Below are 26669 nucleotides of genomic sequence, written 5' to 3' on the forward strand. Positions count from 1 at the left end.
TCAATACTCCTGATCCTGCGGGGAGCGTGCCCCCCGCCCGGCGCGCAACGCGGCGCGCTCATCGGTTTGTTTCTGCTCACGGCGCTGCTGCTGTAAGGCCACCTCGGCGCGCCGCCGCTCCAGCACCTTGCGCAGGCTGGCCAGGCGCAGTTCGGCCTCCAGCAGCGCCTGCCGGGCCTTGTCCACACGCACGTCCTGCCCGCTCACCACGCCCGTCTGCAGGCCGATGGCATGGTCCAGCCGGCCCATGAATTGGTAGTGGTGGTACATCACCTCGGGTTGCATGGCGCTGTCGGCCTTCATGCCCCAGCGGCCTTGCGTTTCCGCGGCGTAGCCCGTGAGCTGCTCCAGCTGCGCCTGCGCGGCATGGCGCGCGTCCTGCACGTTCTTGAGCGCCTGGCGCGCGGCGTCGCGCCGGCGTTCGGCCAGCTCCACCGCCACCTCGAAGGCCTTCAGCGACGACATGCGGCGTGCCCTTCCATCGCCCTAGCCTCACGCGCCTTCCAGCGCCTGGCCCATGGCGGCGATGCTGTCGTCCATGGGGGCGGCCTCGAACATGCTCTGCTGCAAAAAGGCGGTCATGCCCGGCTGCAGGCGGATCGCCTCGTCCAGCTGCGGGTCGGATCCGCTCATGTATGCGCCGACCTGGATCAAATCGCGGCTCTTTTGATAGCGCGAGTACACCGCGCGGAAGCCGCGCGCCAGCTCGAAGTGCGCGCGCGGCACGACGTTGTGCATCACGCGCGAGGCAGATTGCTCGATGTCGATGGCCGGGTAGTGCCCGCTTTCGGCCAGCGCGCGCGACAGCACGATGTGCCCGTCCAGAATCGCGCGTGCTGCGTCGGCGATCGGGTCCTGCTGGTCGTCGCCCTCGGACAGTACGGTGTAGAAGGCGGTAATGGAGCCCACGCCGTTCAGTCCGTTGCCGCTGCGCTCCACCAACGCCGGCAGCTTGGCGAAGCAGCTGGGCGGGTAGCCCTTGGTGGCCGGGGGCTCACCGATCGCCAGGGCGATCTCGCGCTGCGCCATGGCGTAGCGCGTGAGCGAGTCCATGAGCAGCAGCACATGCTGGCCCTTGTCGCGGAAGTGCTCGGCAATCGCCGTGGCATAGGCCGCGCCCTGCATGCGCAGGAGCGGCGGTGCATCGGCCGGTGCGGCCACCACCACGGCGCGGCCGCGGTCCTGCACGCCCAGGATGTCTTCGACGAATTCCTTGACCTCGCGCCCGCGCTCACCGATCAGGCCGACCACGATCACGTCTGCCTGGGTGTAGCGGGCCATCATGCCCAGCAGGACGCTCTTGCCCACGCCCGAGCCGGCGAACAGGCCCAGCCGCTGGCCACGGCCCACGGTGAGCAGGGCATTGATGGCGCGCACGCCGGTGTCCAGCGGCTCGCGCACCGGGTCGCGCTCCATGGCATTGATGGGGCGGCGGTCCATGGGCTGCGCCGTCACCTGCGCCAGCGGTCCCGCATGGTCCAGGGGGTTGCCCTGCGAATCCACCACACGGCCCAGCAGGCCGTCACCCATGGGAAGAAGCAGTGCGCCCACGCCCGCGCCGGCTTCCTCCACCGGCGCCGCGCCCAGCTGCAACGCCGGGACGTAGGCGGGAGCCGGCATCACGCTGGCGCCGCTAGACAGGCCATGGATGTCTCCCGCGGGCATCAGGTAGGCCGTGTCGCCCGCGAACCCCACCACCTCGGCCAGCACTGGCTCCTGGCCGTTCATCTGCACCTGGCACTGCGACCCCACGGGCACGCGGATGCCGGTGGCTTCGAGTACCAGGCCGGTCAGGCGGGTGAGCGTGCCGCGCGTCTCCAGCGGCTGCTCCGGCGCCAGGCGCGCGCGCGCCTGTGCCAGGAAATCATCCCAGGCGCGGGCCGGCTCAATCGCCATGGTCCACGTCCTTCCAGGCCGCGGTCAGACCCAGCGCGGCAATGGCGCGGCGCCAGCGCTTGTCCAGCGACCCGTCCACCACCATGCCGCCCGACTCCACCTGGCAGTCGCCAGGCTCCACGGCGGTGTCGGCCAGCCACTGGATGCGGCCGGCGGGAAACTCCTCGCGCAGCGGCTGCTCCAGCGCGGCCCAGTCGCCCGGGTTCAGGCGCACGGTGGCGGGCCGCGCCTCGCTGACCAGCATGCCCAGCGCCTCGCGCACCACGGGCAGTACCGCCTGGGGATTGCCCGCGACCTCCTGGCGCACCACCTGGCGCGCGATGTCGCAGGCCAGTTGCAATACCTCCTGCGCCATGCCCTGCTGCATGCCGGTGAAGCTTTCTTCCAGCGCCTGGGCGAGCCGGGCCAGCCGCTCGGCGCCTTCGCGCCCCTGGCCGGCCACGTAGTCGTCCATGCGCTGCTGCCACTGCAGCCGCGTCTGCTCCTGGCCTTCGGCCAGGCCCTGGGCATAGCCCTCCTCGCGCGCCTGCTGCACCAGGGCCTGGTGCTGCGCCTCGTCGATGCCAGGCTCCACGGGCGCCGCCTCGGGCTCCAGCACCGGCGGCTCGGGCGCCAGCGGCTGGCTGCCCGGGGGAAACTCCACGTCACCGAACTCCCAACGGGTGACGTCGCCCACCTCTTCGCGCGGGATGAAGCGGGTGTAATAACGCAGGGACCGGGTCATTGATCAGTCCTACACAAAGGCGTCGTCGCCGCCGCTGGCCAGCGCGATCTGGCCCTCGTCGGCCAGGCGCCGCACCGTCTTGAGGATTTCCTTTTGCTGCGCCTCCACCTCGGACAGGCGCATCGGGCCGCGCGACTCCAGGTCTTCGCGCAGCGCCTCTGCGGCGCGCGAGGACATGTTGGACAGAATCTTGTCGCGCACCTCGGGCTGCGCCCCCTTGAGCGCAACCACCAGGGTCTCGGAAGCCACTTCGCGCAGCACGGTCTGGATGGCGCGGTTGTCGAGCTTGACGATGTCGTCGAACACGAACATCTTGTCCATGATCTTCTGGGCCAGGTCCATGTCGTAGCCGCGGATGGACTCCAGCACCGCCGCATCCATGCCCGAGCCCAGCAGGTTGATGATCTCGGCCGCCGCCTTAATGCCGCCCAGCGAGCTCTTGCGCACCTTGTCGCCGCCGGCCAGCACCTTGAACAGCACCTCGTTCAGGTCCTTCAAGGCCGTGGGCTGTATGCCCTCCAGCGTGGCGATGCGCAGCATCACTTCGCTGCGCTGTCGCTCGGTCAGGTGCATCAGGATGGCCGAGGACTGCTCCGCGTCCAGGTGCACCAGGATGGCCGCGACGATCTGCGGATGCTCGTTGCGCAGCAGCTCGGCCACCGACAGCGGATCCATCCACTTCAGGCTTTCGATGCCCGACACGTCGCCGCCCTGCAGGATGCGGTCGATCAGCAACGCGGCCTTGTCGTCGCCCAGGGCGCGCTTGAGCACGGCACGCACGTAGTTGCTGGTGTCGGACACCAGCAGGCTTTGCGCGGCCGCGTCGCTGGTGAAACGGTTGAGCACCTCGTCCACCTTCTCGCGGGAGACGGTGCGCATGCGCGCGATGGTCTCGCCCAGCTTTTGCACTTCCTTGGGCGACAGGTGCTTGAAGACCTCGGCGGCCTCTTCCTCGCCCAGGGACATCAGCATGATGGCGGCGTCGTTCAGGCCTTGCTCGTCCATGACAGTCTCGTGATTCGGTGCGGGCCGGCGGCGTCAGTCGCCATTGACCCAGGTTTTGAGGATACTGGCCACGGCGACGGGGTTGTCGCGGGCCAGTTGGCGCGCCTCTTCCAGGCGCAGTTGTTCCGCCGTGGGCTGCAGCTCTTCGGGTTGCGCAGGCCCCGGCAGGCCGGGGCGCTGCAATTCTTCGGAGGCGATGGCACTCAGCTGCGCCCCCGCCGGCTGCTGCGCCGCCATCTGCACGGCGCGGGCGCGGGCCTTGAGCGCCGGGCGCAGCAGCCCCAGCAGCAGGATGGCCGCGGCCAGCGAGATGCCCAGCGGCCAGCCCAGCGTCTTGGCCAACTCGATCGTTTCGGGCTGCTTCCACAGCGGCAGTTCGCCCGGGGGGACCTCCTCCACCAGGAAGGGGGCATTCATGAGGTTGACGGAATCGCCGCGCTCCTTGTTGAAGCCGATCGTCTCGCGCACCAGCGCCGTCATCTGCTCCAGCTGTTCAGGCGTCAGCGCCTTGTTCACCGCGGGCTTGCCCGGCCCTTCGCTCACGGGCTGGTAGTTCACCACCACGGCCGCGTTCACACGCTTGATGGCGCCGGCACCGCCGCGCGTCACCTGGGTGGTCTTGTCCACCTCATAGTTGGTGATGGACTCGCGCTTGGCCTGGCCCGCAGCGCCGCTGCCCGGCGCACCGCCGGCCGCCGTGGGCGCGGGGTTGGCGCCGTTGATGGGAGCCGCGGAGGCCTGCGGCGGCTGGTTGGTCACCGCGCCAGGCACGCCCGTGGGTGGCTGCGCGCCGGGCGTGCCGCCGCTTTCCACCACCTGCTGGCTGCGCACGGCGCTGGCATCGGGCGCCAGGTTGGGCTTGTGCTGCTCGACGGTGGACTCGGTCTGGTTGAAGTCCACTTCGGCGGTCACCTGGGCCTTCACGTTGTTCTTGCCCACGACGGGCTCCAGCAGGTCCAGGATGCGGCGTGCGTACTGCTGCTCGATCTGCTGCACATAGGCCAGTTGCTGCGCGTCCACGCCGGCGCCGGCCATGTCGGGCGTCTGCGACAGCAGCTTGCCGGTATCGTCCAGCACGCTCACGGCTGAGGGAGCGAGTTCCGGCACGCTGGAGGCCACCAGGTGCACGATGCCTGCGAGCTGCGCGCGGTCCAGGAAGCGCCCGGGGTACAGGCTGAGCAACACCGAGGCCGAGGGCTTTTGCTGCTCGCGGAAGAAACCGTTTTGCTGTGGCAGCGCCAGGTGCACGCGTGCGCTCTGCACCGAGGCCAGCGCCTGGATCGAGCGCGTCAGCTCCCCCTCCAGCCCGCGCTGGAAGTTCAGGCGCTCCTGGAACTGGGTGACACCGAAGCGGTTGGTCTCCATCAGCTCGAACCCGGTCACCGATCCCTTGGGCAGGCCCTGCGTGGCCAGGCGCAGGCGCACGTCGTGCACGCGCTCGGCCGGCACGAGGATGGCACCGCCCCCTTCGGTGTACTTGTAAGGCACATTCATCTGCGACAGCTGCGCCACGATGGCGCCGCCGTCCTTGTCGTTCAGGCCGGAGAACAGCACCCGGTAGTCGGGCTGGCGGCTGTAGAAGAATGCGGCCAGCAGCGCCGCGACCAGCAGCGCTGCCACCCCCCCCAGGCGCAGGCGTGCGGCACGGTCGAGCGAGGCCAGCCGCTGAGGCCAGCCAGGGCTGGCGACGGGAGGCGGAGCGACGGGAACTTCGGCAACTGCAGACATCGGGTTTTCCACAAAAAGACGGGCGCCAGGCGAGGCTCTGGCGTGCGGCGATTATGGAATCCGCCCCGTCCGCCGTTCAGCCGATAAAGCGTGGCTTTGGCCATCATTTCCCGCCTCTGCGCGCCCCACGGCGCCCTACGATTGCGCCATTCCTGACATTTCCCGATCCCACCATGGACCTGCGCATCAACAGCACCCAGTTTCCCCTCACCGGCACCCAGGTGGCGCGCCGCGTCACCGCGCCGCAGGAAGGCGTGCGGGAGGCCGGCTTTTCCTCGGCGTTCAAGAACGCGCTGCAGTCCGTGAGCGCAGCGCAGGACCAGGCCAGCGGTCTGCAGCGCGAAGTGCAACTGGAAAACCCCAACGTCAGCATCGAGGAAACCATGGTCGCCATGCAGAAGGCGCAGATCGGCTTCCAGGCCACGCTGCATGTGCGCAACCGCATGGTGCAGGCCTACACCGACATCATGAACATGCAGGTGTAAGGCGCGCATCGACGCGACTTTAGCTCATGATTTAATAGCTGCTAGCGCTTAATGGATAAGCGCTAGAGGCATATTTCGCATATAAAAAAGCCGGCCACCTTGCGGTGCCGGCTTTTTGCGTTGCCCCTGGAGCCCCCCCGCCCGGCGCCACCACGCCGCAGCCAGGGAAGGAAAGCACAACGTCAGTGCATCATCTGCGGCTGCCCGTCGAACAGGTGCTCGAACTGCGCCAGCCAGGGCTCGGCCAGGCAGCGGATCTGGGCATCGTTGCGCAGGATGCGCTGCATGATGCGGGCCTTCTCCTTGCGGTGCTCAGGCGCCAGTTCCTGCTGCTGCGACTGGTAGCGCAACTGCTCGATGAGCACCGCGCAGGTGCCCTCGTAGCGCACCACGCCGTCCCAGTCCTTGAGCTTGGCCGCCTCCAGCATCTTGGCGCTGCTGTCCTCGATGGCCTTGTAGTAGTCAATCAGCATGTCGGGCATTCTTCAGGCCTCCGCCAGCGCGGGCTGCGCCACGTCGTTGGCCGCCTCGGTACTCTTCTTCATCTCTTTCCAGGCCAGCGCGATCGGCTCGATCAGGCGGGCCACCTCCTGCATCTTGGCGTCGTCGTTGCCGGCATTCGCCTCGACAAGTCGGCGCAGCGCGTAGTCGTACACCGCCTCCAGGTTCGCCGCCACCTCGCCGCCGGACTCGCGGTCCAGCGCGGTCATCAGGCCCTCTTCCAGGATACGCACCGCCTTGGAGATGCTGTTGCACTTGGTCAGCACGTCGCTGCGCGCCAGCGCGCCACGGGCGGTGGCCACGGCACTCAGCACGCCATCCAGCAGCAGGCTGACCAGCTGGTGCTGGTCGATCGTGTGCATGCTGGTTTCGACGTTGATCCGCTGGTAGGCGGACGCTGCGCGGGGGTTGAGGGCACTGAACATGGCGGTAATCCTTGAGCTGGCTGCTATTCAATTTATCGGCATCGCGCCGTCAAACTGAAGCGCTTTCAGCCCGAGGACTTGTTCCAGGTGGTGACCTGCTGGGCGATGTAGGCGTTCAACGCATTGAGCGACGCCATCTTCGTGTCCAGCGCCGTGTAGCGTTGCGTCAGGCTCTTTTCCAGGCGGTCGGCGCGGTCGGTGATGCGCTCGATCTCCTTGGCGTTGAGCTTGAGTGCGCTCTCGTACAGCTTGGTCTTGGAGGCAAAGAACCCGTCCGTGTCGAGCAGCTGGGACGTCATGGCCTTGAACTTGCCGGCAAAGCCGTCTTCCACGCGCCCGCCCTCGGGCCCGCGGAAGAACTCCTTCACGGCGTCGGGGTCTTCCATCGCCTTGTTGAATTTCGTGGCGTTGAGCTCCAGAGAGCCGTCCGGCGAAACGTTGCCCAGCCCCAGACCACCCGCGGACACCACGCCGACGGCCGACAGGTTGCGCAACGCACCCGAGCTGTTGACGGACTGCAACGCCATGCGCAGCGTGTTCTGCAGGGCCAGCACGGTGGAGTCCCCCTGGAGCAGGCCGGCGGTCTGCGTCTCTTTGTCGTACTTGGTGCTTTCGTTGAGCGCGCTGTTGACGGCGTTGTACGCGGCAACGAAGGCCTCGATGTTCTTCTTGACCGCCGAAGTGTCCTTCTCCACGGTCAACGTCACGGCCTCCGTGGTGACCTTGTTGGCCGTGAAGGTCACGCCCGCCACGGTGTCGGCGAACGCATTGGTCGCGGAACTGACGGCGATGCCGTTCACCGTGGCGTTGGCATTGCGTGCGTATTCCGTGGTCATTCCAGTGGACAGGCGCGACAGGCCGGCGCCGTCGGCCAGGTTGCCGTCCGCGTCGGCCACGCTCAGTTGGAACCCGGCCGCCTCGCCGGTGGTCTTGCTGCGCAGCAGCAGCCGCTCGCCCGACGCGTCGTTCAACACCGTGGCGGTCACCCCGGCCTTGGACCCGTTGATCTTGCTGGCCACGTCGGCCAGCGTGTCGGTGGCGCTGATCTCGAGGTTGACCGCCTCGCCGCTACCCGCGGTGAATGCCTTGGGATCGCCCGCCCAGGTTCCCGTGGCCAGCGTCAGCGTGCCCGCACCCACCGGCTGCTTGGTGGGCTGCAACGCGGCCGACATGGACGACTGGGCCATCGCCAGGTTCTGCACCTGCACACTGAAGGACGTGACCGCTGCGCCGCCCACCGCGCTGACGGATACCGCGTCGGCATTGGAGGAAGTGGCCTTGACGCCATTCCACCCGGTGACGCTGGTGAGTTTGCTGGCCGCATCCGCCAGCGTGGACACCAGCGACTTGAATTGGCCGAAGGTAGACACCTTGGCACTGGTGAGCGCCGCCTGCTGTTGCAGGCCGTTGGTCTTCGTGATGGGCAGCTTGACGGCATCTACCGACGCCTTGATCAGCCCATTGACGTCCACATTGCCGCCCAGGCCGATACCGATCGAGGAAAAACTTGCCATGACCATCTCCGTATGCATGCAAACCGGCATGCGTGCCGGTAACGCCAGAAATTATCAAGCCGAAGGGCCCTGTGCGTCTCGTTGAATAGGACGGAAGAATCCTGCTAATCCCGCACGTCACGCTCGCCATGCCACCCCACAAGCGGGAAAGCGCGGCCGTGAGAATCTCACTGCCGCGCTCGGGGAGAGATGCGGGAACGAATCCCGCGTCTCACCTGAAGGCTGCCGTATCAGCGCAGCAGGGCCAGCACGCCCTGGGGCAGCTGGTTGGCCTGGGCCACCATGGCGGTGCCGGCCTGCTGCAGGATCTGGGTGCGCGACAGATTGGCCGTTTCGGCCGCGAAGTCGGCGTCCTGGATACGGCCACGCGAGGCGGACATATTTTCGGAAGAAGTCTGCAGATTGTTCACGGCGGTCTCGAAGCGGGACTGCAGGGCACCGAAGCTGGCGCGCTGGCCGTTCACGGCAGCCAGGGCCGAGTCGATGATCTTCAGGGCCTTGGTGGAGCCTTCCACGGTAGAGACATCGATCGTATTGACAGACTTCAATGCAGATGCCTTAGTCGCCAAAGTGGCCACAAATGTAGAGGTGCCGTCCAGCGAGAACCCCTTATCGGAAGTGAACTCCACCGTGCCGCGCGATACACCCGTGCCACCGTTAGCGGCAACAGGTAGCGCCGTGGCTGCAAACTTGAACGAGCCATCGGTCGCTGCCGCAGTGGCGACTGCATCAAGCGAAGCCAAACTCAAGGCGCCACCACCAGTCGCGGGACTGCTATTCGTAATGTCGATATTGGCACCAGACTCGTTGGTAAGAACAATGCCATCCCCGCCAGCATTCACCTTGGCAGTAATACCAGTTTTCGAGGACACATCATTGAACGCCTTGACAGCCTCAGAAAAGTCTTTCGCGTCCTTGGCATTGAATGTGATGGTCGACGCCGTAGTCGTGTCGTCCCCTTTGACCGCCAAGGAGAATGAACCGGCAGTGGTGATCTTGATTTCGGACACGTTGCGTGCCGTAGCCGTCACGCCGGTCTTTGCCGACTGCGCATTTACCGCTGCCGCCACTTTTGCAGCCGTGTCACCCGAATCCACATTGGCGGTTGCAGACTCAAGCCCATTGATTACCACCGTTTGAGCCGTGCCGCTTGTAGCAGCCGTAGCAGTAGCCTGCACAGCAGCAGAAGTATTCAAATTCGCACCATACGTCGTCGTACGGAAGTTGCCGGTGGTGGCCGTGATCGTCTGATTGGCGTTGGCACCCACCTGGAAGGTGGCCGAGCCGAACGAGCCGTCCAGCAGCTTCTGGCCGTTGAACTCGGTGGTCACGGAGATGCGGTCCAGTTCGGACAGCAGCTGGCCCACTTCAGCCTGGATGGCCTTGCGGTCGGAGGCGCTGTTGGTGGCGTTGGCCGACTGCACGGACAGTTCGCGCACACGCTGCAGGATGTCGCCGGACGCCTTCAGTGCGCCTTCAGCCGTCTGGGCCAGCGAGATGCCGTCGTTGGCGTTGCGCACGGCCTGGTTCAGGCCGCGGATCTGGCTGGTGAAGCGCTCGGAGATGGCCAGGCCGGCGGCGTCGTCCTTGGCGCTGTTGATGCGCAGGCCCGACGACAGGCGCTGGATGGAGGTGTTGAGGGAGGCCTGGCTCATGCCCAGGTTGCGCTGGGCGGTCAACGAGGCGACGTTGGTATTGATGGTCGATGCCATTGCAAATCTCCTGAAAGAACTGACTGAATAAGGCGTTACCGCCATCTGGGCCCAGAACCGTCTGGCCTCAGGGTTCACAGGGCCCCCATGGGCGCCTTGTTGAACGGCGGGTCGTCACTTCTTGTTTCAAACGGCCCGTTGAATGTGTTTTCGGGCTGTGGCTGGAAAACTTTAGGGACAAACGCACGGACTGGACGGTTTTTGCGCCACTTATCGCGGCAACGCCCCTACGCCGGCTCTCCACAATCTGCCCATCGTTCCCGCACAGTCCGCCGGAGGGGCCACGCTTAAGCCGGCAGAAATCATCGTTTCCAGCCACGCAGGAGTTCCGCCATGGCAGCTACCATCAATACCAACGTCGCCTCGTTGACCGCCCAGCGCAATCTGGGGGTCAGCCAGGGTTCGCTCAATACCTCCATCCAGCGCCTGTCGTCGGGTCTGCGCATCAACAGCGCCAAGGACGACGCCGCCGGTCTGGCCATCTCCGAGCGCTTCACCAGCCAGATCCGCGGCCTGAACCAGGCGGCACGCAACGCCAATGACGGTATCTCGCTGGCGCAGGTGGCCGAAAGCGCCCTGGCGGGAGCGGGCAACATCCTGCAGCGCGTGCGTGAACTGTCCGTGCAGTCGGCCAACGCCACCAACAGCGCCTCCGACCGCAAGGCCCTGCAGGCCGAAGTGGGCCAGCTGCTGTCCGAGTTGGACCGGCTGGCCGTGACCACCGAGTTCAACGGCCAGAAGCTGCTGGACGGCTCGTTCGGCTCCGCCACCTTCCAGGTGGGCGCGAATGCCAACCAGACCATCACCGCCACCACGGGTAACTTCCGCACCACCACCTACGGCGCGCAGTTGAAGCAGTCCGCCCCAGTGGTTGTCACTGCCACCAATACCCCTACGCCGCTGACCGGCACGTTCGACGTGGCGGGGCTCCAGACCAAGACTATCAACCTCACCGCTACGGACACCCTGGCGACAGCGGCAGCCAAAATCAATGCGGCGTCGGAAGCCACCGGAGTGACGGCGTCCGCACGCAACCAGGTCGAGCTGACGACCTTTGTGGCCGGTGGTTCCTATTCCCTCGCCGTGGTGGGCGACAACGCCACCGCGGCAAACGTCACCTTCAGCGTCAGCACCGCAGGCGCAACCGCGGCAGGCCTGGCCGAGGGCATTAAGGCCTTCAATGACGTGTCCTCCCAGACGGGCATCACCGCCAAGCTGAATGCGGACGGGGACGGCATCATCCTGATCAACGAGTCGGGGGCCGACATCCAGATCCAGAACAATTCCGCGGCCGGCAACACGCTTGCCGTCGGCGCCTACGATGCCGTGACGTCTGCCAGCTCGGGAACCCCAACTTTTGTGGCCGGCGTGGCCGCCGCGCCGGCGGGAGGGTACGCAACGGCCCGCGGTTACCTGGAAATGAACTCCGACAAAGGCTTCTCCATTGGGAACCTGACCGGCACGCCCCCCGTCACGGCAACGCCTTCCACGCTAAACTCCGTCAATACCATTGACGTGTCCACCGTGGACGGCTCCACCAAGGCGCTGAAGATCATCGATTCGGCCCTGGCGGCCGTGAACGGCCAGCGCGCCAGCTTCGGCGCCTTGCAGGCCCGCTTCGAGACGACGATCGCGAACCTGAACACCTCTTCGGAGAACATGTCCGCCTCGCGTGGCCGCATCCAGGACGCCGACTTCGCCGCCGAAACGGCCAACCTGTCGCGCACCCAGATCCTGCAGCAGGCCGGCACCGCCATGGTGGCCCAGGCCAACCAGATCCCGCAGGGCGTGCTGGCCTTGCTGAAATAAGGCGGTCGGTTACTGCTTCCAAAATAAGAGCTGTCAGCGCCCTGACCGTGGGCACTACAGCTCTTTTTCATAGGAATCACCGACCCTTGACAAGGGAACCCGGTCAAGCCGGCTTCATTTTTCTCGCGACAATCCGATACAAAAGTCATTCCCTTATGCAAGGCTGCGGGGCTCCCATGCCCGCTTTGCCCGTTTAGAACCCCAGCATGCTCGTCATCCTCGGCTACCTCATCACCTTCGGCTGCGTCTTCGGCGTGTTCGTCGCCCATGGCGGCAACGTTCAGGTGCTGCTGACGGCCCTGCCCTTTGAAATGATCACCATCGGCGGGGCCGCGCTGGGCTCATTCATCGTGACCAACCAGCCCAAGGTGCTCAAGGCCACCATGGCCACCCTGCCCCAGGTGTTCAAAGGCAACAAATACACCAAGGCGCGCTACATGGAGCTGATGGCCATGCTCTACGAGATCCTGCAGAAGGCCCGCAAGGAAGGGCTGATGTCGATCGAGCAGGACGTGGAGTCGCCCAAGGAATCAGAGCTGTTCAAGAAATTCCCTACCGTGGGCAGCGACCCGCACGTGATCGAATTCACCACCGACTACCTGCGCATGATGGTCTCGGGCAACCTGAACGCCCACGAGATCGAGGCGCTGATGGACAGCGAGATCGAGACCCACCACGCCGAGGCGCACGCCCCCGTGGCGGCGCTCACGCGACTGGCCGGCGCCCTGCCGGCCTTCGGTATCGTGGCCGCGGTGCTCGGGGTGGTGAACACCATGGGCTCGGTGGGCCAGCCGCCCGCCGTGCTGGGGGGCATGATTGCGTCGGCGCTGGTGGGCACCTTCCTGGGCATTCTGCTGGCCTACGGCGCGGTGGAGCCGCTGGCCGGGCTGCTGGAGCAAAAGGCCGCTGACGCCGCCAAGGAATACGAGTGCATCAAGTCCACCCTGCTGGCCAGCATGCAGGGCTACAACCCCGCCACCTCCATCGAGTTCGGCCGCAAGGTGTTGTTCTCCGGGGACCGCCCGGGCTTCGTCGAGCTGGAAGCCCACGTCAAGGGCAAAAAGTGACGCGCCACGCCTGAACCGCCTTTGCCATGGCCGAAAAGAAGCTCCAGCCCATCATCATCAAGCGCGCCAAGAAGCGCCCCCATGCGCCGCACGGCGGCGCATGGAAGATCGCCTACGCCGACTTCGTGACGGCCATGATGGCCTTCTTCCTGCTGATGTGGCTGCTGGGCTCCACCGCCAAGGGCGAGCTGCAGGGCATTGCGGCCTACTTTTCGTCGCCGCTCAAGGTGGCGATGCAGGGCGGCGACGGGGCGGGCAACAGCTCCAGCGTGATCCCGGGTGGCGGCAACGACTTGTCCAAGGTGCACGGGCAGGTGCGCCGCTCCAATGCCGACAGCTCCACCAACATGCGCTCCAGCGTGGAGGCCTCGCGCGCCGAGCGTGCCCGGCAGGACGCACAGCGCATCAAGGCGCTGCAGACCAAGATCGAGGCAATGATCACCGAGAGCCCTCGCCTGAACGAATACCGTTCGCAGATCCGGCTGGACCTGACGCCCGACGGCCTGCAGATCCAGATCGTGGACGATCAGAACCGTCCGATGTTCGACAGTGGCAGCGCGCTGGTCAAACCCTACATGCGCGACATCCTGCACCAGATTGGTGCAGCTTTGGGCGGGGTAGAAAACCGCATCAGCCTTTCCGGCCACACGGATGCCGTGCCCTATGGCAACGGCGACCGCGGCTACAGCAACTGGGAGCTGTCGGCCGACCGCGCCAACGCCTCGCGTCGCGAACTGGTGGCCGCGGGCATGCCCGACGCCAAGCTGGGCCGCGTGGTGGGCATGGCCGCCAGCGATCTGCTGGAGCCCCAGAACCCCCGCGCCGCCGTGAACCGGCGTATCACCATCACCGTACTCACCCATGAAGCCGAAGAGCGGCTCATGGGTAAAAAGAACATGGTATTTCCGTTACCGTCGCCCGTGGCAGAAAAGCAGGACAATCCAGCTTCCTCATCGCCGAATCAGTAACAACTTGTCACGTTGCTGATGACTTACGACAATAGCCCCATATTCACCGAAAGGGTCCTTTGTGTCCTCCGCCCTTCGCTTTCTGATCGTTGACGACTTTTCCACCATGCGGCGCATCGTCCGCAACTTGCTCAAGGAAAGCGGTTTCGCTGATGCCGACGAGGCCGAAGACGGCGTGGCGGCACTGAACAAGCTGCGCAACGGCAAGTTCGACTTCGTGGTCACCGACATCAACATGCCGAACATGAACGGCTTCCAGTTGCTGGGCGAGATCAAGAAGGACGACAAGCTCAAGCACCTGCCCGTGCTGATGGTGACGGCCGAGGCGCGCAAGGAAGACATCGTCGCCGCCGCCCAGGGCGGCGCCGCCGGCTACATCGTCAAGCCCTTCACCAAGGCCACGCTGGAAGAGAAGGTCAACCTGATCCTCAAGAAAATGGGGCTGTGAGCATGACGGCGGCAGAAAACGGCGCGCCAGCCGACGGGACAGACGACGTCCACCACAAGATAGGCCAGCTCACGCGGCAACTGCATTCCGCCCTGAACGAGCTCGGCTACGCGGACCAGTTGCGCGGCACCATGGGTGAGCTGCCCGATGCGCAAAGCCGCCTGTCCTACATCGCCCGCTTGACAGGCGAGGCGGCCGAGAAGGTGCTGGGCCGGGTGGAGCAGGCCAAGTCGCTGCACGACCACGTGGCCTCGGAAACGCGCCGCGTGGTCACCTCGCTGGTGGCCGACCCCGTGGCCGCGGTGGCCAAGGGCGAGATCTACAACTTCCTGACCGATGTGGAGCGCGCCACGCAGGAGGCCGACAGCCACCTGACCGAGATCATGATGGCGCAGGACTTCCACGATCTCACCGGCCAGGTGATCGCGCGCGTGGTCAACCTGGCGGCGACGATCGAGCAGCAGCTGGTGCAGTTGCTGATCCAGACCGCGCCGCCGCAGGCGCAAACACCCATCGCGCCCGAGCCGCGGCGCGACCAACTGCAGGGGCCCGTGGTCAATCCCGAGTCCGCACCCGACGTGGTGACCAGCCAGTCGCAGGTGGACGACCTGCTGGCCAGTCTGGGGTTCTGACGCGGCCGGGCCCGGGCAGGAGCCCGGTGCATGACATAAAAATCAGCCAAATCAGGCCCTCACGCCCACTGGGCAAGCGCAAACAGCTATTTTTTTAATAGCAAACTAATCGTCAGCGCACCCGCCGCCACCGCCGCGAATAACGCCGGCGCAACCCCTTTATTCGGGCTTTAGCTTTCGCCCCGGCTCCCGACAATGGCGTGACCCAGCAGTCACGCCGCCATGAGCTCGAGCCAAGACAAAAACCTCCCAGCAACCGAGCGCAAGCTCCAGAAAGCGCGCAGCGACGGCCAGGCCGCGCGCTCGCGGGACCTGTCGCACCTGGCCATCCTGGGCATGGGCGCGCTGGCGCTGCTGGTGCTCGCGCCCTGGTTCGTGGAATACCTGCAGCGCGCGATGCGCCAGCAGCTCGCATTCAACGCGGCCACTGTGCAGGCGCCCGGCCACATGCTGGAGCGCCTGCAGACCATGGCGGGCGTGGGCCTGCTGGCCAGCGCCAGCTTCGCCGCGCTCACCGGCGGCGCGGCGCTGCTGAGCGCCGTGGGCGCCGGCGGCTGGGTGTTCAGCTTCAAGCCCATCACGCCGCAGTTCAACCGGCTCAACCCGCTGACCGGCTTCACCAACCTGTTTTCCAAGCAGCAACTCGCCAACGTGAGCAAGATGGTGCTCATGACCGGCATCCTGTCGTTCGTGGCCTGGAACTTCATGGGCCAGAGCATCGAGAAGATGGCCGCGCTGGTGCTGCAGCCTTCGCCCATGTCGCTGCGCCACGTGGGCGACTGGATCGTCTCGGGCACCAGCCTGCTGCTGCTGGTGGTGTTCCTGTTCGCCGTGGTGGACGTGCCGCTGCAGGCGTTCTTCTTCAAGTCGCGCCTGAAGATGTCACACGAGGAAGTCAAGCAGGAGCACAAGGAATCCGACGGCAACCCGCAGCTCAAGGGCCGCCAGCGCCAGCGCGCGCGCGAGATCGCCGACGGCGCCAGCATCACCGCCGTGCCCAAGGCCGACTTCGTGGTCATGAACCCCACGCACTACGCCGTCGCCCTGAAGTACGACGACGCCACCATGGGCGCACCCCAGGTCGTCTCCAAGGGCACCGACCTGCTGGCCTTCAAGATCCGCGAAGTGGCCCAGGCGCATGGCGTGCCCGTGCTGCAGTCGCCCATGCTGGCGCGCGCGCTGTATGCGCACGCCGAGCTGGAGCAACCGATTCCCGCACAGCTGTACACCGCCGTGGCCCAGGTGCTGGCCTACGTGTATCGCCTGAAGGCCGCGCTGCGCGGCGATGGCCGCATGCCCGAGGCCCAGCCCGATCCCTACGTGCCGCCCGAGCTTGACCCCCACAACGCCCACCACACCCTGCGCCCCGCACCCGCCACAGGTAACGCAAGATGACGTCCCCCTCGATCCATTCCGTCCGGCAATGGGCCGGCAACCACGGCCCGGCACTGCAGGGGCTGTCGGCCCCGCTGCTGGTAGTGGCCATCCTGGCGCTGATGGTGCTGCCCGTGCCGCCCTGGATGCTGGACACCTTCTTCACCCTCAACATCGCCGTGGCGCTGATGGTGATGATGGTGGCCGCGTACATGATCAAGCCGCTGGACTTCGCGGCCTTCCCTTCGGTGCTGCTGCTCACCACGCTGATGCGCCTGTCGCTGAACGTGGCGTCCACCCGCGTGGTGCTGCTGGAAGGCCACACCGGCCCGGGCGCGGCAGGCGCGGTGATCGAGGCCTTCGGCCACTTCTTGATCGGCGGCAACTTCGCCGTGGGCCTGATCGTGTTCGCGATCCTGGTGGTGATCAACTTCGTGGTGGTGACCAAGGGCGCGGAGCGCATCGCCGAGGTGTCGGCCCGCTTCACGCTGGACGCCATGCCCGGCAAGCAGATGGCCGTGGACGCCGACCTGAACGCCGGCCTGATCGACGAGAAAGAAGCCAAGCGCCGCCGCGCCGAGGTGCAGGAAGAAGCCAACTTCTTCGGCTCCATGGACGGCGCGAGCAAGTTCGTGCGCGGCGATGCCGTCGCCGGCATCCTGATCCTGATCATCAACATCGTGGGCGGCTTCGCCATCGGCATGCTGCAGCATGGCCTGTCGGCCAACGATGCCGCCAACAGTTACATCCTGCTGGCCGTGGGCGATGCGCTGGTAGCCCAGATTCCCGGCCTGCTGATTTCCGTCGCAGCCGCGATGGTGATCTCGCGCGTGGGCAAGGACTCCGACATGGGCCAGCAGATCGTGCAGCAGTTGCTCATGTCGCCACGCGTGCTGGGCGTGACCGCGGGCGTGCTGATCCTGCTGGGCCTCATCCCCGGCATGCCGCACACCGTGTTCCTGGTCATGGGCAGCCTCCTCGGCTACGGCGCCTGGATGCTGCTGCAGCGCCAGCGCCGCCCCGCCCCGGTGGAAGAAGCCCCCGCGCCCGTGAGCGACGGCGAGGCCAGCTGGGACGACCTGCAGCCCGTGGACCTGCTGGGCCTGGAGCTGGGCTACCGCCTGATCGCCTTGGTGGACAAGAGCCGCCAGGGCGACCTGCTCACGCGCATCAAGGGCGTGCGCCGCAAGTTTGCGCAGGAGGTGGGCTTCCTGCCGCCAGCCGTGCATGTGCGCGACAACCTGGAGCTCAAGCCCAGCGCCTACCGCATCACGCTGCGCGGTGTGGTGGTGGGCGAAGGCGAGGCATTCCCCGGCATGTACCTGGCCATCAACCCCGGCGGCATCTCCACGCCGCTGATCGGCACTCCCACCACCGACCCCGCCTTCGGCCTGCCCGCGCACTGGATCGACGCCGCGCAGAAGGAAGCGGCACAAATGGCGGGCTTTACCGTGGTTGATTCGGAAACCGTGATGGCGACCCATTTGTCACACTTGATGCAAGTGCACGCCGCCAAGCTCCTGAGCCGCACCGAGACGCAGCAGCTCGTGGAGCATGTGACCCGGCTGGCACCCAAACTCATCGAAGAAGTCGTGCCCAAGATGGTGTCCATCACAACATTCCAGAAAGTGCTGCAGCTGTTGCTGGAGGAGTCCGTGCACATCCGCGACATCCGCACCATCATCGAGACGCTGGCGGAACACGCCGGCAGCACGCAAGACCCCGTGGAACTGGCGCGCCGCGTGCGCATCGCCCTGTCCCCCGCCATCGTGCAGCAGATCTACGGCCCCACGCGCGAGCTCAGCGTCATCGCCATCGAGCCCGGGCTGGAGCGCCTGCTGATGCAGGCCCTGGGCAATGCCAGCGGCCCGGCGCTGGACCCCGGCGTGGCCGACCTGCTCACCCACAAGGCCGCCGAAGTCGCCCTGCAGCAGGAAGAGCTGGGCATGCCCGCCTGCCTGCTGGTGCCCGACCAGATCCGCAACGCCATCGCCCGCCTGGTGCGGCGCGTGGCTCCCCGCTTGCAGGTGCTCGCCCACAGCGAGATTCCTGAGACCCACACCATCCGCATCGGCCCGATCCTCAAAGGTGCATCCGCATGAACATCAAACGCTTTACCGCTCCCACCGCACGGGAGGCCCTGGCCAAGGCGCGCATGGCCTTCGGTGACGGCACGCTGATCCTGTCCAACCGCCCCACGGCGGGCGGCGTCGAGGTGGTGGCCACGGCCGAGGACGCGCTGTCGTCCCTGCACGGCGGTGCCGAGCCGGCACCCAACCGTCTGCAGGAGCGCGCCGACGACCTGGCCGCGAGCCAGCCGGTGCGCATGTCCCAGACGCAGCCCCATGCAGCCCCTGTCCCGCAGCCCGCACGCCAGCCGGCGCCCGCGGCACGCAGCACCGTGGCGCACGACACCGAGCAACTGGCCATGAGCACGCTGTCGTTCCAGGACTATGTGCGCGAGCGCATGCTGCGCCGCCGCCACGAGGCCCTGAACGGCACGAGCGCCCCCGCGCCGCTGAACGAGCGCGCCGCGCTGGAGCGCGGCCTGCCCGAGCCACGCTTCGAACCCCGCGCCGAGCGCCTGCCCGAGCCACCCGCGCCACAGCCCGCGAATGCCCCGGTGGCACGCCACAACCCATTGCGGCCCATGCATGCCGCCCTGGGCGCCGAGCAGCTCACGCCGCGCCGCGCCGAGGCGCCCGCCACAGCCGCGCCCACGCTGGCGGCCGGCCTGGGACAGCAGAACCTCATGAAGGAACTGCAGTCCATGAAGGAGCTGATCGAGGACCGCTTCAACACCCTGGCCTGGCTGGGCCAGGCCCGCCAGAACCCGATCCAGTCCACGCTGATGCTCAAGCTCATCCGTGCGGGCTATTCGCCCGCCCTCTCGCGCGCGGTGCTGGAACACCTGCCCGAGCATCTGGGCGCCCAGGACGCCGTGCGCTGGCTCATGGAAGTGCTGGAGCGCAACCTGCGCACCGACGCGCAGACGCTGCCGCTGTACGAGGAAGGCGGCATCTTCGCCATGGTGGGCGCCACCGGCGTGGGCAAGACCACCACCACCGCCAAGCTGGCCGCCTTGTGCGCGCGCATCCACGGCCCCGCCAGCGTGGGCCTGATCACGCTGGACACCTACCGCGTGGGCGCGCACGAGCAACTGCGCTCCTACGGCCGCATGCTGGGCGTGGTGGCGCACCTGGCGCACGACCGCGCGGCGCTGCAGGACCTGCTGGGCCTGCTGTCGTCCAAGAAGATGGTGCTCATCGACACCACGGGCGTGGCCCCGCGCGACCCGCGCAAGCGCGACCTGCTGGACGTGCTGGCGCTGCCCGGTGTCAAGCGCCTGCTGGTGCTCAACGCCAGCAGCCACGGCGATACGCTGGACGACGTGCTCACCGGCTTCAAGACCACCGGCTCGCAGCAGGCCATCCTGTCCAAGGTGGACGAGGCCGTGAAGCTGGGCCCCGCCATCGATGCGCTGATCCGCCACCAGATGGTGCTGCGCGGCGTGACCAACGGCCAGCGCGTGCCCGAGGACTGGGAAGCGGCCGACGCCCGCAAGCTGGTGAGCGCCTCCATGCGCACGAGCGTGAAGTCGGCCTTCGACCCCAAGGCCGCCGAGTTGAACTTCTTCTTCTCGCACGCCACGGAAACGGCCGATGAGCGGGGGATGGCCGATGTTGCTTGATACCGCTTTGCACCAGGCCGCGGGCCTACACAGCTACACCCCCCAGCAGGACCTGCGCCTGCTGGCCGTGCTGAGCCAGCCGGGCAACGGCCCGTGGCTGGAAATGCTGTGGCAGCTGTGCTCCAGCCTGCAGCGCCTGGGCTACCCCGTCGTGGTGCTGGACGGCACGGCGCTCGAGAGCCCGCACATGCCCGGCCTGGACCAGCTGCTGCACCCGGCTCCCTGGAACGGCGCGCAGACGCTGGCCTCCGCCACCGGCGCGTCGCTGGCCGTGGTGCCCGCGGCCCGCGGGCTGGCCCGCCTCGCGCAGCAGTCCGAACACCATGGCGCCGCCGTGCTGCAGCGCCTGCAGCCCTTGTTTCGCGCCTACGCGCTGGTGGTGCTGCATGCGCCGCCCGAGCAACTGGCGCCGCTGCTGCGCGGCAGCGCCAGCGTACCGCTGATCATGACCGGCCCCGGCGCGCAAGGCATGGTGCGCAGCTACCGCCAGCTCAAGCACATGGCGCTGCACGCCGGCGTGCGCTGCACGGTGGCGTCCATCCTCGCGCCGCAGGAGCCTGTGCAGCACCGCCAGACCGCCGAGGCGCTGGACACGCTGCAGCGCAGCGCGCGCACCCACCTGGGCCTGCAGGTCCACACCACCACCGTGGCCGCCGCACGCGCGCAGGACATCCAGCGGCTGGCCTTGCAACTGCTGGAAAACGCATGCACCATTGACGCTGCCATGCCCCTGCTGCCCCCGCACAGCCTGTGCGCCTCCCTCTCGCCCCTGGACCGGAGCCACTGACCCGATGTACACCGCGAAAGGCCAGCTCGACCGGGACGCGCTGTTCCACCAGCACGTGCCCCTGGTGCGGCGCATCGCCCACCACATGATCGCCAAGCTCCCGCCCAACGTGGAGCTGGACGACCTGATCCAGGTCGGCATGATCGGTCTGAACGACGCGCTCTCGCGCTACGAAGTCGCGCAGGGCGTGCAGTTCGAGACCTTTGCCAGCCAGCGCATCCGCGGCGCCATGCTCGACGAGCTGCGCGAGGGCGACTGGATGAGCCGCAGCTCGCGCAAGAGCCAGAAGGACATCGAGCATGCCCTGCACCGCGTGGAGCAGCGCCTGGGCCGCAGCCCCATCGAGTCCGAGATCGCCGCCGAACTGGGCATGAGCCTGGAGGACTACCAGGCCCTGCTGAGCAAGGTGCGCGGCACGCAGCTGGTGTACCTGGAAGACTTTCACCACGATGACGAGGACGAGGGCTTCCTGGACCGCCACGTGGCCGACGAGGGCGCCGATCCCATGGCCGTGCTGCGCGACCAGCGCCTGCGCGCCTCGCTGGTCGAGGCCATCAAGGCCCTGCCCGAGCGCGAGCAGTACATCATGGGCATGTACTACGAGCACGACATGAACCTGAAGGAAATCGCCGCCGTCCTGGGCGTGACCGAATCGCGCGTGTGCCAGCTGCACAGCCAGGCGATTGCGCGGTTGCGGACGAAGATGCGGGGGCACTGATTTTTTGGATGAAATAGCTGTTTTGCGCTTGCTGGACAAGCGCGGGCAGCTATTTTTTTGAGCTTGTGGTGCGGCTTTTCATGGCGCGGGCCGGGATATGCGCTCGCCGGGGCGGATCCCGGGCAACAACATCAAACCCCCAGAGCCAATCAAAAAAGATAGCTGCCAGCGCTTATCCCATAAGCCCCAGCCAGCAATTCGGGCTAAAAGTCACCCCGGTGCCCGATAAATCCGCGCCCCCGCGGCGCCGGACGAAGGCCCATAAGTCACCCCCTCCACCGGCGGCAGCAGCGACGCCACCTGTCGCTCGGTCAGCGCCATCACCCGCGCCAGTTGGTCGCGCACCAGCGTCAATTGCCGGCCGATGGTCTGCACGCGTTGCGCGGCGGCGGGCTCCAGCGCGCCCGCCACAGGCGCCAGCGCCTGGGCCAGCGCCATGGCAGCGCCGCGCAGCTGCACCGCAGTGTCTTCAAAAGTCTGGGGGTTGGAAGCAAGAAGCGCAGCCTGCATGTCCTGCAGCTGCGCTTCGATGGAGGTGAGGGTGTCGTCGAGTGACATGGGGTGCAAGTCTAGAGCCTGTCACCCCGGCGGGCCAGCCGGGCCCAGGAGGGCGGGTCAGCCCCGCGAGTGGGACAGGGTTTCGTAGGCGCTGGACAGCAGCTTGTCGGCCACGGCTTCGGCGTCCACGCGGAAGGTGCCTTTTTCGATGGCGGCCTTGATCGCTTTGACCTTGGCGGTGTCGAAGTCGGCCGTGGACTTGGTGGCGTCCACCCCGCGGGCGGCGGCCGACAGCGTGACGGGCACGCCTGCGGCGGCGCGCGTCGCGCCCTGGGCCGCTTCTTCAGCGGCCGGCGCAGGTGCGGCGGCCTTGGCCTGCTGCTTGTTGGCAGCGGCCTTTGACAGCGCAGTCGCAGTATCCGGGTTGTGTCCAATCTTCATCGCACTCTCCACCACCCCTGTGAGATGTGGGGCCAGTAGCCATGTTTTCGGCCGGCAGGGAGCAGACTTTAGCGCTTTGTGGTGCTTCGCGGCTCACAAAGTGGCCTCTATTGTCCCATCCTCAAGCACAGTACCCCCAATAATGCGCCCATTAGCCATGCGAACGCGCACATTCTGTCCTTGAGCGCCCGCGCTCATGGCCTGGCCCGAGGAGGTGACCGCATAACCCGGCCCCTGCACCACCACGCGCACCGCAGAGCCAGCCTTGAACAGGTCGGGGGCGCGCACCATGTTCTGGCGCAGCGCCTGGCCGGCGGACAGCGGACGGGTGGCGGTCTGCCCCACCCAGTCCTTGCGGTTGGCCACGATGGCCGCGGGTTCTGCGGCCCAGTCCACCTCGGCCTCGATGGCATCTTGCTCGCTCAGTACTGCGCCGGTGCCCACATTGCCGGCCAGCACCCAAGCGGGGCCGAAAGCCTTGACCGTGATGGGCAGGAACACGTTCCAGCGGGTGGGGCCGTCCACGCAGCGCAGGCCCAGGCGGGTGCGCCCCCACAGGCGGGCACCAGCGGGCAGATAGGGTTCCACGCGCGCGCAGGGCGCCAGGCGCAGGCGCGAATCCAGCGTGCCCACACTGACTTCCATGCGCAGCGGCAGCCCCCCAGCCTGCGCCTGGGCCAGCGCATCGTCCAGCCAGTGCTGGGTGATCGAGCCCAGCTCGGCGGTCTGATCGCCTCCCTGCTGGGCATGGGCGGGCAGCGCCAGGGCAGAGCCCAGCGCCAGCGCGCCGCCCATCAGGAAGCGAAGGCAGGCAAGGCGGGATGAGCGCAGGATAGGAAGCGGCATGACGGGACTCCAACGGGTCTGACGGCGGTCCGGCACAACGGGCCCCGGACGCCTTTTCACACCTGCCACTGTAGGCCGGCCACCGCATGCGCCAAGCGCGGAACAACGGGCCAATCCCAGCGCTCTTCGCGCTTTAGAAAAACGGGGCGATTTCCATAATCGACGCACGCCACAAGCCCCCTGGGCCATGGCGGCCGAACCCCTTTTTTTACACGCCGAGGCCCACATGCTCGACAAGATGACCAACCGCCTGGACTTTCACGGAAGCGCCTTGCTGCTGCGCTCGGAGCGCCAGCGTGCCATCGCGAGCAACATCGCCAACGCGGACACGCCCGGCTACGTGGCGCGCGACTTCAAGTTTGCCGATGCCATGCGTGCCGTGAACGAAGCCCAGGCCCCCAGCCCCCTGCGCAGCCAGAGCGTGAGCGACCCGCGCCACATCCCGCTGCCGGCAGCCGCCAGTGGCAGCTCGGACAGCACGCTGGGCTATGCCCTGCAGACCCAGCCGAGCCTGGACAACAACACCGTGGACATGGACCGCGAGCGCGCCGCGTTCGTGGACAACGCCGTGCGCTACGAGGCCACGCTGCGCTTCATCAATGGCCAGTCCAAGACCATGCTCAGCGCCATCCAGGGCCAGTAATCCCGAAAGAGAGCACCCGCCAATGTCCATGTTCTCCATCTTCAACGTCTCGGGCAGCGCCATCAGCGCACAGTCGCAGCGGCTGAACGTCGTGGCCAGCAACCTGGCCAACGTGGACGCCGTGGCCGGCCCCGACGGCCAGGCGTACAAGGCGCGCCAGGTGGTCTTCCAGACCGCGCCCATGGGACCCGAGAGCGCCGCGGGCGTGCGCGTGTCGTCCATCCAGGAGAGCGACCAGCCCGGCCGCCGCGTGCACGACCCGGCCAACCCCATGGCCGACGCCGAGGGCTACGTGACCCACTCCAACGTGAACGCCGTGGAGGAGATGGTCAACATGATCTCGGCCTCGCGCTCGTACCAGAACAACGTGGAGGTCATGAACACGGCCAAGACGCTGCTGCTCAAGACCCTGCAGATGGGCCAGTAAACCGCCCTCCGAAAGCACGCCATGATCCTCAACCCCATCGGCACCACCGCCACGACCAACACCGGCGCTTCGGCCAACGCGACCAACGACCCCGCGGCCATGCAAGACCGCTTCCTCAAGCTGCTGGTCGCGCAGTTGAACAACCAGGACCCCATGAACCCCCTGGACAACGCGCAGATGACCACGCAGATGGCGCAGATCAACACCGTCACCGGCATCCAGACGCTCAACCTCACCATGCAAACCATGGCCGAGGAGTTCTCGACCATGCAGCAGATCCAGGGCATCTCGCTCATCGGCCGCTCGGTGCTGACCGAGGGCGACCGCCTGAGCGTCAGCGACGGCAAGGGCAAGGGCTACTTCAACCTGGACAACACCGCCACCGACGTGCAGGTGGACATCGTCACGCCCGGCGGCGTGGTGGTGGACACCGTGGACCTCGGCGCACAGGACAAGGGCCGCCGCTCTTTCGAGTGGGACGCTGCCGGCTCCAGCGGCAACGCCGCCGACCTGCGGTTCCGCGTGCGGGCCACGTCGGGCGAGACGGCGGTCACCGCGACGGGGCTGTCCGAGGCGCAGGTGGTCGCCACGGGCTCCAACGCCGGTGCGCTGACGCTCACGCTGGACAACGGCGACATCGTCAACTACTTCCGCATTCACAGCGTGCTCTGAGAGCCGCGCTTTCCTTCAGGAGAACACCATGGGTTTCCAGCAAGGCCTCTCGGGCCTGAACGCGTCGGCCAAGAACCTCGATGTGATCGGCCACAACATCGCCAACTCCAACACCACGGGCTTCAAGGCCTCGCGCACCGAATTCGCGGCCATGATCGCCTCGGCCATCGGCGCGGCCAGCGGCACCAACTCCGGCATTGGCGTGGAGGTCTCGGCCATCGCACAGCAGTTCAACCAAGGCAACCTCACCGTCACAGGCAACAGCCTGGACGTGGCCATCAACGGCAACGGCTTTTTCACGCTGCAGATGCCGGATGGCTCGCGTGCCTACACGCGCGCCGGCAACTTCAAGCTGGACAACGTGGGCAACGTGGTCACCAATGACGGCGCCCAGGTCATGGGCTACCCCATCGACCCCGTGACCGGCCTGCGCACCTCCAGCACGGCCGTGCCGCTGACCTTCCCCACCACGGCGCCCATCCCGGCCCGGCAGACCACGGCCATCAAGACGGCCTTCAACCTCGATGCCCGCACGCCCAATGCCAAGGGCGATTCCAGCGCTACGCCGCCCGTGCCCGAAACGCCGCGCACCACCTACGGCACCTCGCTGAACGTATACGACAGCCAAGGCGTGGCCACACCTCTGAGCTTCTACTTCGAAAAGAACGGCGCCAACACCTGGGACATCTACAACCAGCTGAACGACCTGACCACCACACCGCCAACCATCCCACCCGTCGCCGGTCGTGTGATTTTCGACAAAGCGGGAGCGATTACGGCGAGCCTTGAGCCGAGCGACCCGACTAAGAATGGCGGGACAGCCAAGACAGACTACCCTACTTCATTCAAGTTTCATTTCTACGGCCCCGATGCTCAAGGCGTTTACGCCATCCGCGAGGCTACGGTGAGTGCGAGTAGTCCGGACGCCGCCTGGGACTTCTCCTACTCTGACAGCCCCACCAATAGCGTGGTTGCCTCTGCCCGTCTCCGGGAGGACCTGATTACTCGTGACGCAACCACCGGTAACTGGACACTCCCTGCGCCCGTTCCAGCGTCGCGCGGAACAGCAACCGTCACACCCGCAGACCTCAAGACGGCTCCAGCAGCAGCCAAGCAGTCGTTCGAGCTGGCACTCATGGTCAACCCTAGTCCCGCCAACCCCAACAGCCCCACCGCACCGGGCAGCAACCCCGCGCCAAGCGAGTTCCCTGTCACGCTGGACTTGAACAATGTCACCCAGTTCGGCACCAAGTTCGCCGTTTCCGAGCTCTCACAGGACGGCTACACCTCAGGCGAGCTCACGGGCATCAATGTCGAGAACAACGGCATGATCATGACCCGCTATTCCAACGGCGTCACGCGCGCCGAGGGCCAGGTCGCGCTGGCGAGCTTTCGCAACACGCAGGGCCTGGCGGCCGTGGGCGGCAACAACTGGGTGGAGACCTACGAATCGGGCCAGCCCGTGCTGGGTGCGCCCACGGATGGCAACTTCGGCGCGCTGCGCGCCGGCGCCCTGGAAGACTCCAACGTGGACCTGACGGCCGAGCTGGTCAACATGATGACCGCCCAGCGCGCCTACCAGGCCAACGCCCAGACCATCAAGACGCAGGACCAGGTGATGTCCACCCTCGTCAACCTGCGCTGATAACCCACTGACG

At 66.7% G+C, this 26669-nt stretch carries 27 protein-coding genes; 15 read left to right on the forward strand and 12 right to left on the reverse strand.

What is annotated here, in order from left to right:
* From fliJ to fliF, 5 genes are read right to left on the reverse strand one after another with little or no spacing between them, the layout of a single operon-like run.
* Positions 1–465 (reverse strand): flagellar export protein FliJ, encoded by a 465-nt coding sequence (fliJ, locus tag PCQ86_RS17750; protein WP_103738844.1) that lies wholly within the window; start codon positions 463–465, stop codon positions 1–3.
* 27 nt (positions 466–492) lie between these two features.
* Positions 493–1896 (reverse strand): flagellar protein export ATPase FliI, encoded by a 1404-nt coding sequence (gene fliI, locus PCQ86_RS17755; protein WP_270174343.1) that lies wholly within the window; start codon positions 1894–1896, stop codon positions 493–495.
* Positions 1886–2620: a FliH/SctL family protein gene (locus PCQ86_RS17760; protein ID WP_270174344.1), complete on the reverse strand. Its 735-nt coding sequence runs from the start codon at positions 2618–2620 to the stop codon at positions 1886–1888. Before PCQ86_RS17760 ends, fliI begins: the two co-directional genes overlap by 11 nt.
* A gap of 9 nt (positions 2621–2629) precedes the next feature.
* Entirely contained in the window at positions 2630–3625 is a 996-nt protein-coding gene (fliG, locus tag PCQ86_RS17765) for a flagellar motor switch protein FliG (protein WP_011806893.1), read from the reverse strand.
* A 33-nt stretch (positions 3626–3658) separates the two neighbouring features.
* Entirely contained in the window at positions 3659–5353 is a 1695-nt protein-coding gene (gene fliF, locus PCQ86_RS17770; protein ID WP_270174345.1) for a flagellar basal-body MS-ring/collar protein FliF, read from the reverse strand.
* 173 nt (positions 5354–5526) lie between these two features.
* On the opposite strand from fliF, the gene fliE reads away from it, so the two are divergent.
* Positions 5527–5838: a flagellar hook-basal body complex protein FliE gene (fliE, locus tag PCQ86_RS17775; protein ID WP_270174346.1), complete on the forward strand. Its 312-nt coding sequence runs from the start codon at positions 5527–5529 to the stop codon at positions 5836–5838.
* A 182-nt stretch (positions 5839–6020) separates the two neighbouring features.
* On the opposite strand, the gene PCQ86_RS17780 is transcribed toward fliE, so the two are convergent.
* The 4 genes from PCQ86_RS17780 to PCQ86_RS17795 all read right to left on the reverse strand — a co-directional run bounded on the left by PCQ86_RS17780 (position 6021) and on the right by PCQ86_RS17795 (position 9990).
* On the reverse strand, positions 6021–6320 hold the full coding sequence (locus tag PCQ86_RS17780; RefSeq protein WP_015914351.1) for a flagellar protein FliT: 300 nt from the start codon (positions 6318–6320) through the stop codon (positions 6021–6023).
* Between the two features lie 3 nt (positions 6321–6323).
* Positions 6324–6764: a flagellar export chaperone FliS gene (fliS, locus tag PCQ86_RS17785; protein ID WP_270174347.1), complete on the reverse strand. Its 441-nt coding sequence runs from the start codon at positions 6762–6764 to the stop codon at positions 6324–6326.
* 65 nt (positions 6765–6829) lie between these two features.
* Positions 6830–8278: a flagellar filament capping protein FliD gene (gene fliD, locus PCQ86_RS17790; RefSeq protein WP_270174348.1), complete on the reverse strand. Its 1449-nt coding sequence runs from the start codon at positions 8276–8278 to the stop codon at positions 6830–6832.
* A gap of 230 nt (positions 8279–8508) precedes the next feature.
* Positions 8509–9990, reverse strand: a complete 1482-nt coding sequence (locus PCQ86_RS17795) for a flagellin (RefSeq protein WP_270174349.1) — start codon at positions 9988–9990, stop codon at positions 8509–8511.
* 333 nt (positions 9991–10323) lie between these two features.
* Here PCQ86_RS17795 and PCQ86_RS17800 point away from each other — a divergent pair, with 333 nt between their 5' ends.
* The 10 genes from PCQ86_RS17800 to PCQ86_RS17845 all read left to right on the forward strand — a co-directional run bounded on the left by PCQ86_RS17800 (position 10324) and on the right by PCQ86_RS17845 (position 21484).
* Positions 10324–11799 (forward strand): flagellin N-terminal helical domain-containing protein, encoded by a 1476-nt coding sequence (locus tag PCQ86_RS17800; RefSeq protein WP_270174350.1) that lies wholly within the window; start codon positions 10324–10326, stop codon positions 11797–11799.
* A 206-nt stretch (positions 11800–12005) separates the two neighbouring features.
* The gene (motA, locus tag PCQ86_RS17805) at positions 12006–12866 is read left to right on the forward strand and encodes a flagellar motor stator protein MotA (RefSeq protein WP_270174351.1); all 861 of its coding nucleotides are present in this window, start codon (positions 12006–12008) and stop codon (positions 12864–12866) included.
* Positions 12867–12892: 26 nt separating this feature from the next.
* A complete protein-coding gene (gene motB / locus PCQ86_RS17810) occupies positions 12893–13834 on the forward strand; it encodes a flagellar motor protein MotB (protein WP_270174352.1) in 942 nt (313 codons plus the stop codon).
* 61 nt (positions 13835–13895) lie between these two features.
* On the forward strand, positions 13896–14282 hold the full coding sequence (gene cheY / locus PCQ86_RS17815) for a chemotaxis response regulator CheY (protein WP_011806904.1): 387 nt from the start codon (positions 13896–13898) through the stop codon (positions 14280–14282).
* 2 nt (positions 14283–14284) lie between these two features.
* The gene (locus PCQ86_RS17820) at positions 14285–14914 is read left to right on the forward strand and encodes a protein phosphatase CheZ (protein ID WP_270174353.1); all 630 of its coding nucleotides are present in this window, start codon (positions 14285–14287) and stop codon (positions 14912–14914) included.
* Positions 14915–15136: 222 nt separating this feature from the next.
* Positions 15137–16309, forward strand: a complete 1173-nt coding sequence (locus PCQ86_RS17825; RefSeq protein ID WP_270174354.1) for an EscU/YscU/HrcU family type III secretion system export apparatus switch protein — start codon at positions 15137–15139, stop codon at positions 16307–16309.
* A complete protein-coding gene (gene flhA / locus PCQ86_RS17830; protein WP_088888272.1) occupies positions 16306–18390 on the forward strand; it encodes a flagellar biosynthesis protein FlhA in 2085 nt (694 codons plus the stop codon). The genes PCQ86_RS17825 and flhA overlap by 4 nt, the downstream gene beginning before the upstream one ends.
* Positions 18387–19979: a flagellar biosynthesis protein FlhF gene (flhF, locus tag PCQ86_RS17835; RefSeq protein ID WP_270174355.1), complete on the forward strand. Its 1593-nt coding sequence runs from the start codon at positions 18387–18389 to the stop codon at positions 19977–19979. Before flhA ends, flhF begins: the two co-directional genes overlap by 4 nt.
* Entirely contained in the window at positions 19969–20766 is a 798-nt protein-coding gene (locus tag PCQ86_RS17840; RefSeq protein ID WP_270174356.1) for a hypothetical protein, read from the forward strand. The genes flhF and PCQ86_RS17840 overlap by 11 nt, the downstream gene beginning before the upstream one ends.
* A gap of 4 nt (positions 20767–20770) precedes the next feature.
* Complete coding sequence (locus PCQ86_RS17845) at positions 20771–21484, forward strand: RNA polymerase sigma factor FliA (RefSeq protein WP_011806910.1); 714 nt, start codon at positions 20771–20773, stop codon at positions 21482–21484.
* 210 nt (positions 21485–21694) lie between these two features.
* On the opposite strand, the gene PCQ86_RS17850 is transcribed toward PCQ86_RS17845, so the two are convergent.
* The 3 genes from PCQ86_RS17850 to flgA form a co-directional block, all read right to left on the reverse strand.
* Positions 21695–22042 (reverse strand): hypothetical protein, encoded by a 348-nt coding sequence (locus PCQ86_RS17850; RefSeq protein ID WP_103739125.1) that lies wholly within the window; start codon positions 22040–22042, stop codon positions 21695–21697.
* A gap of 57 nt (positions 22043–22099) precedes the next feature.
* Positions 22100–22423 carry a flagellar biosynthesis anti-sigma factor FlgM gene (gene flgM, locus PCQ86_RS17855; protein WP_196994899.1) on the reverse strand — a complete coding sequence of 108 codons (324 nt, stop codon included), beginning with the start codon at positions 22421–22423 and terminating at the stop codon, positions 22100–22102.
* Between the two features lie 93 nt (positions 22424–22516).
* Positions 22517–23269 carry a flagellar basal body P-ring formation chaperone FlgA gene (flgA, locus tag PCQ86_RS17860; RefSeq protein ID WP_220638065.1) on the reverse strand — a complete coding sequence of 251 codons (753 nt, stop codon included), beginning with the start codon at positions 23267–23269 and terminating at the stop codon, positions 22517–22519.
* A gap of 226 nt (positions 23270–23495) precedes the next feature.
* Here flgA and flgB point away from each other — a divergent pair, with 226 nt between their 5' ends.
* The 4 genes from flgB to PCQ86_RS17880 are packed head-to-tail and all read left to right on the forward strand — an operon-like array spanning position 23496 to position 26656.
* Positions 23496–23912 (forward strand): flagellar basal body rod protein FlgB, encoded by a 417-nt coding sequence (flgB, locus tag PCQ86_RS17865; protein WP_041836110.1) that lies wholly within the window; start codon positions 23496–23498, stop codon positions 23910–23912.
* Positions 23913–23934: 22 nt separating this feature from the next.
* Positions 23935–24339: a flagellar basal body rod protein FlgC gene (gene flgC / locus PCQ86_RS17870; protein WP_011806915.1), complete on the forward strand. Its 405-nt coding sequence runs from the start codon at positions 23935–23937 to the stop codon at positions 24337–24339.
* A gap of 21 nt (positions 24340–24360) precedes the next feature.
* Entirely contained in the window at positions 24361–25011 is a 651-nt protein-coding gene (locus tag PCQ86_RS17875; RefSeq protein WP_270174357.1) for a flagellar hook assembly protein FlgD, read from the forward strand.
* A gap of 28 nt (positions 25012–25039) precedes the next feature.
* On the forward strand, positions 25040–26656 hold the full coding sequence (locus PCQ86_RS17880; protein WP_270174358.1) for a flagellar hook protein FlgE: 1617 nt from the start codon (positions 25040–25042) through the stop codon (positions 26654–26656).
* Positions 26657–26669 lie beyond the last annotated feature (13 nt).

This window comes from Diaphorobacter sp. ED-3, from assembly GCF_027625375.1.
GTDB classification, from domain to species: Bacteria; Pseudomonadota; Gammaproteobacteria; order Burkholderiales; family Burkholderiaceae_C; genus Diaphorobacter; species Diaphorobacter nitroreducens.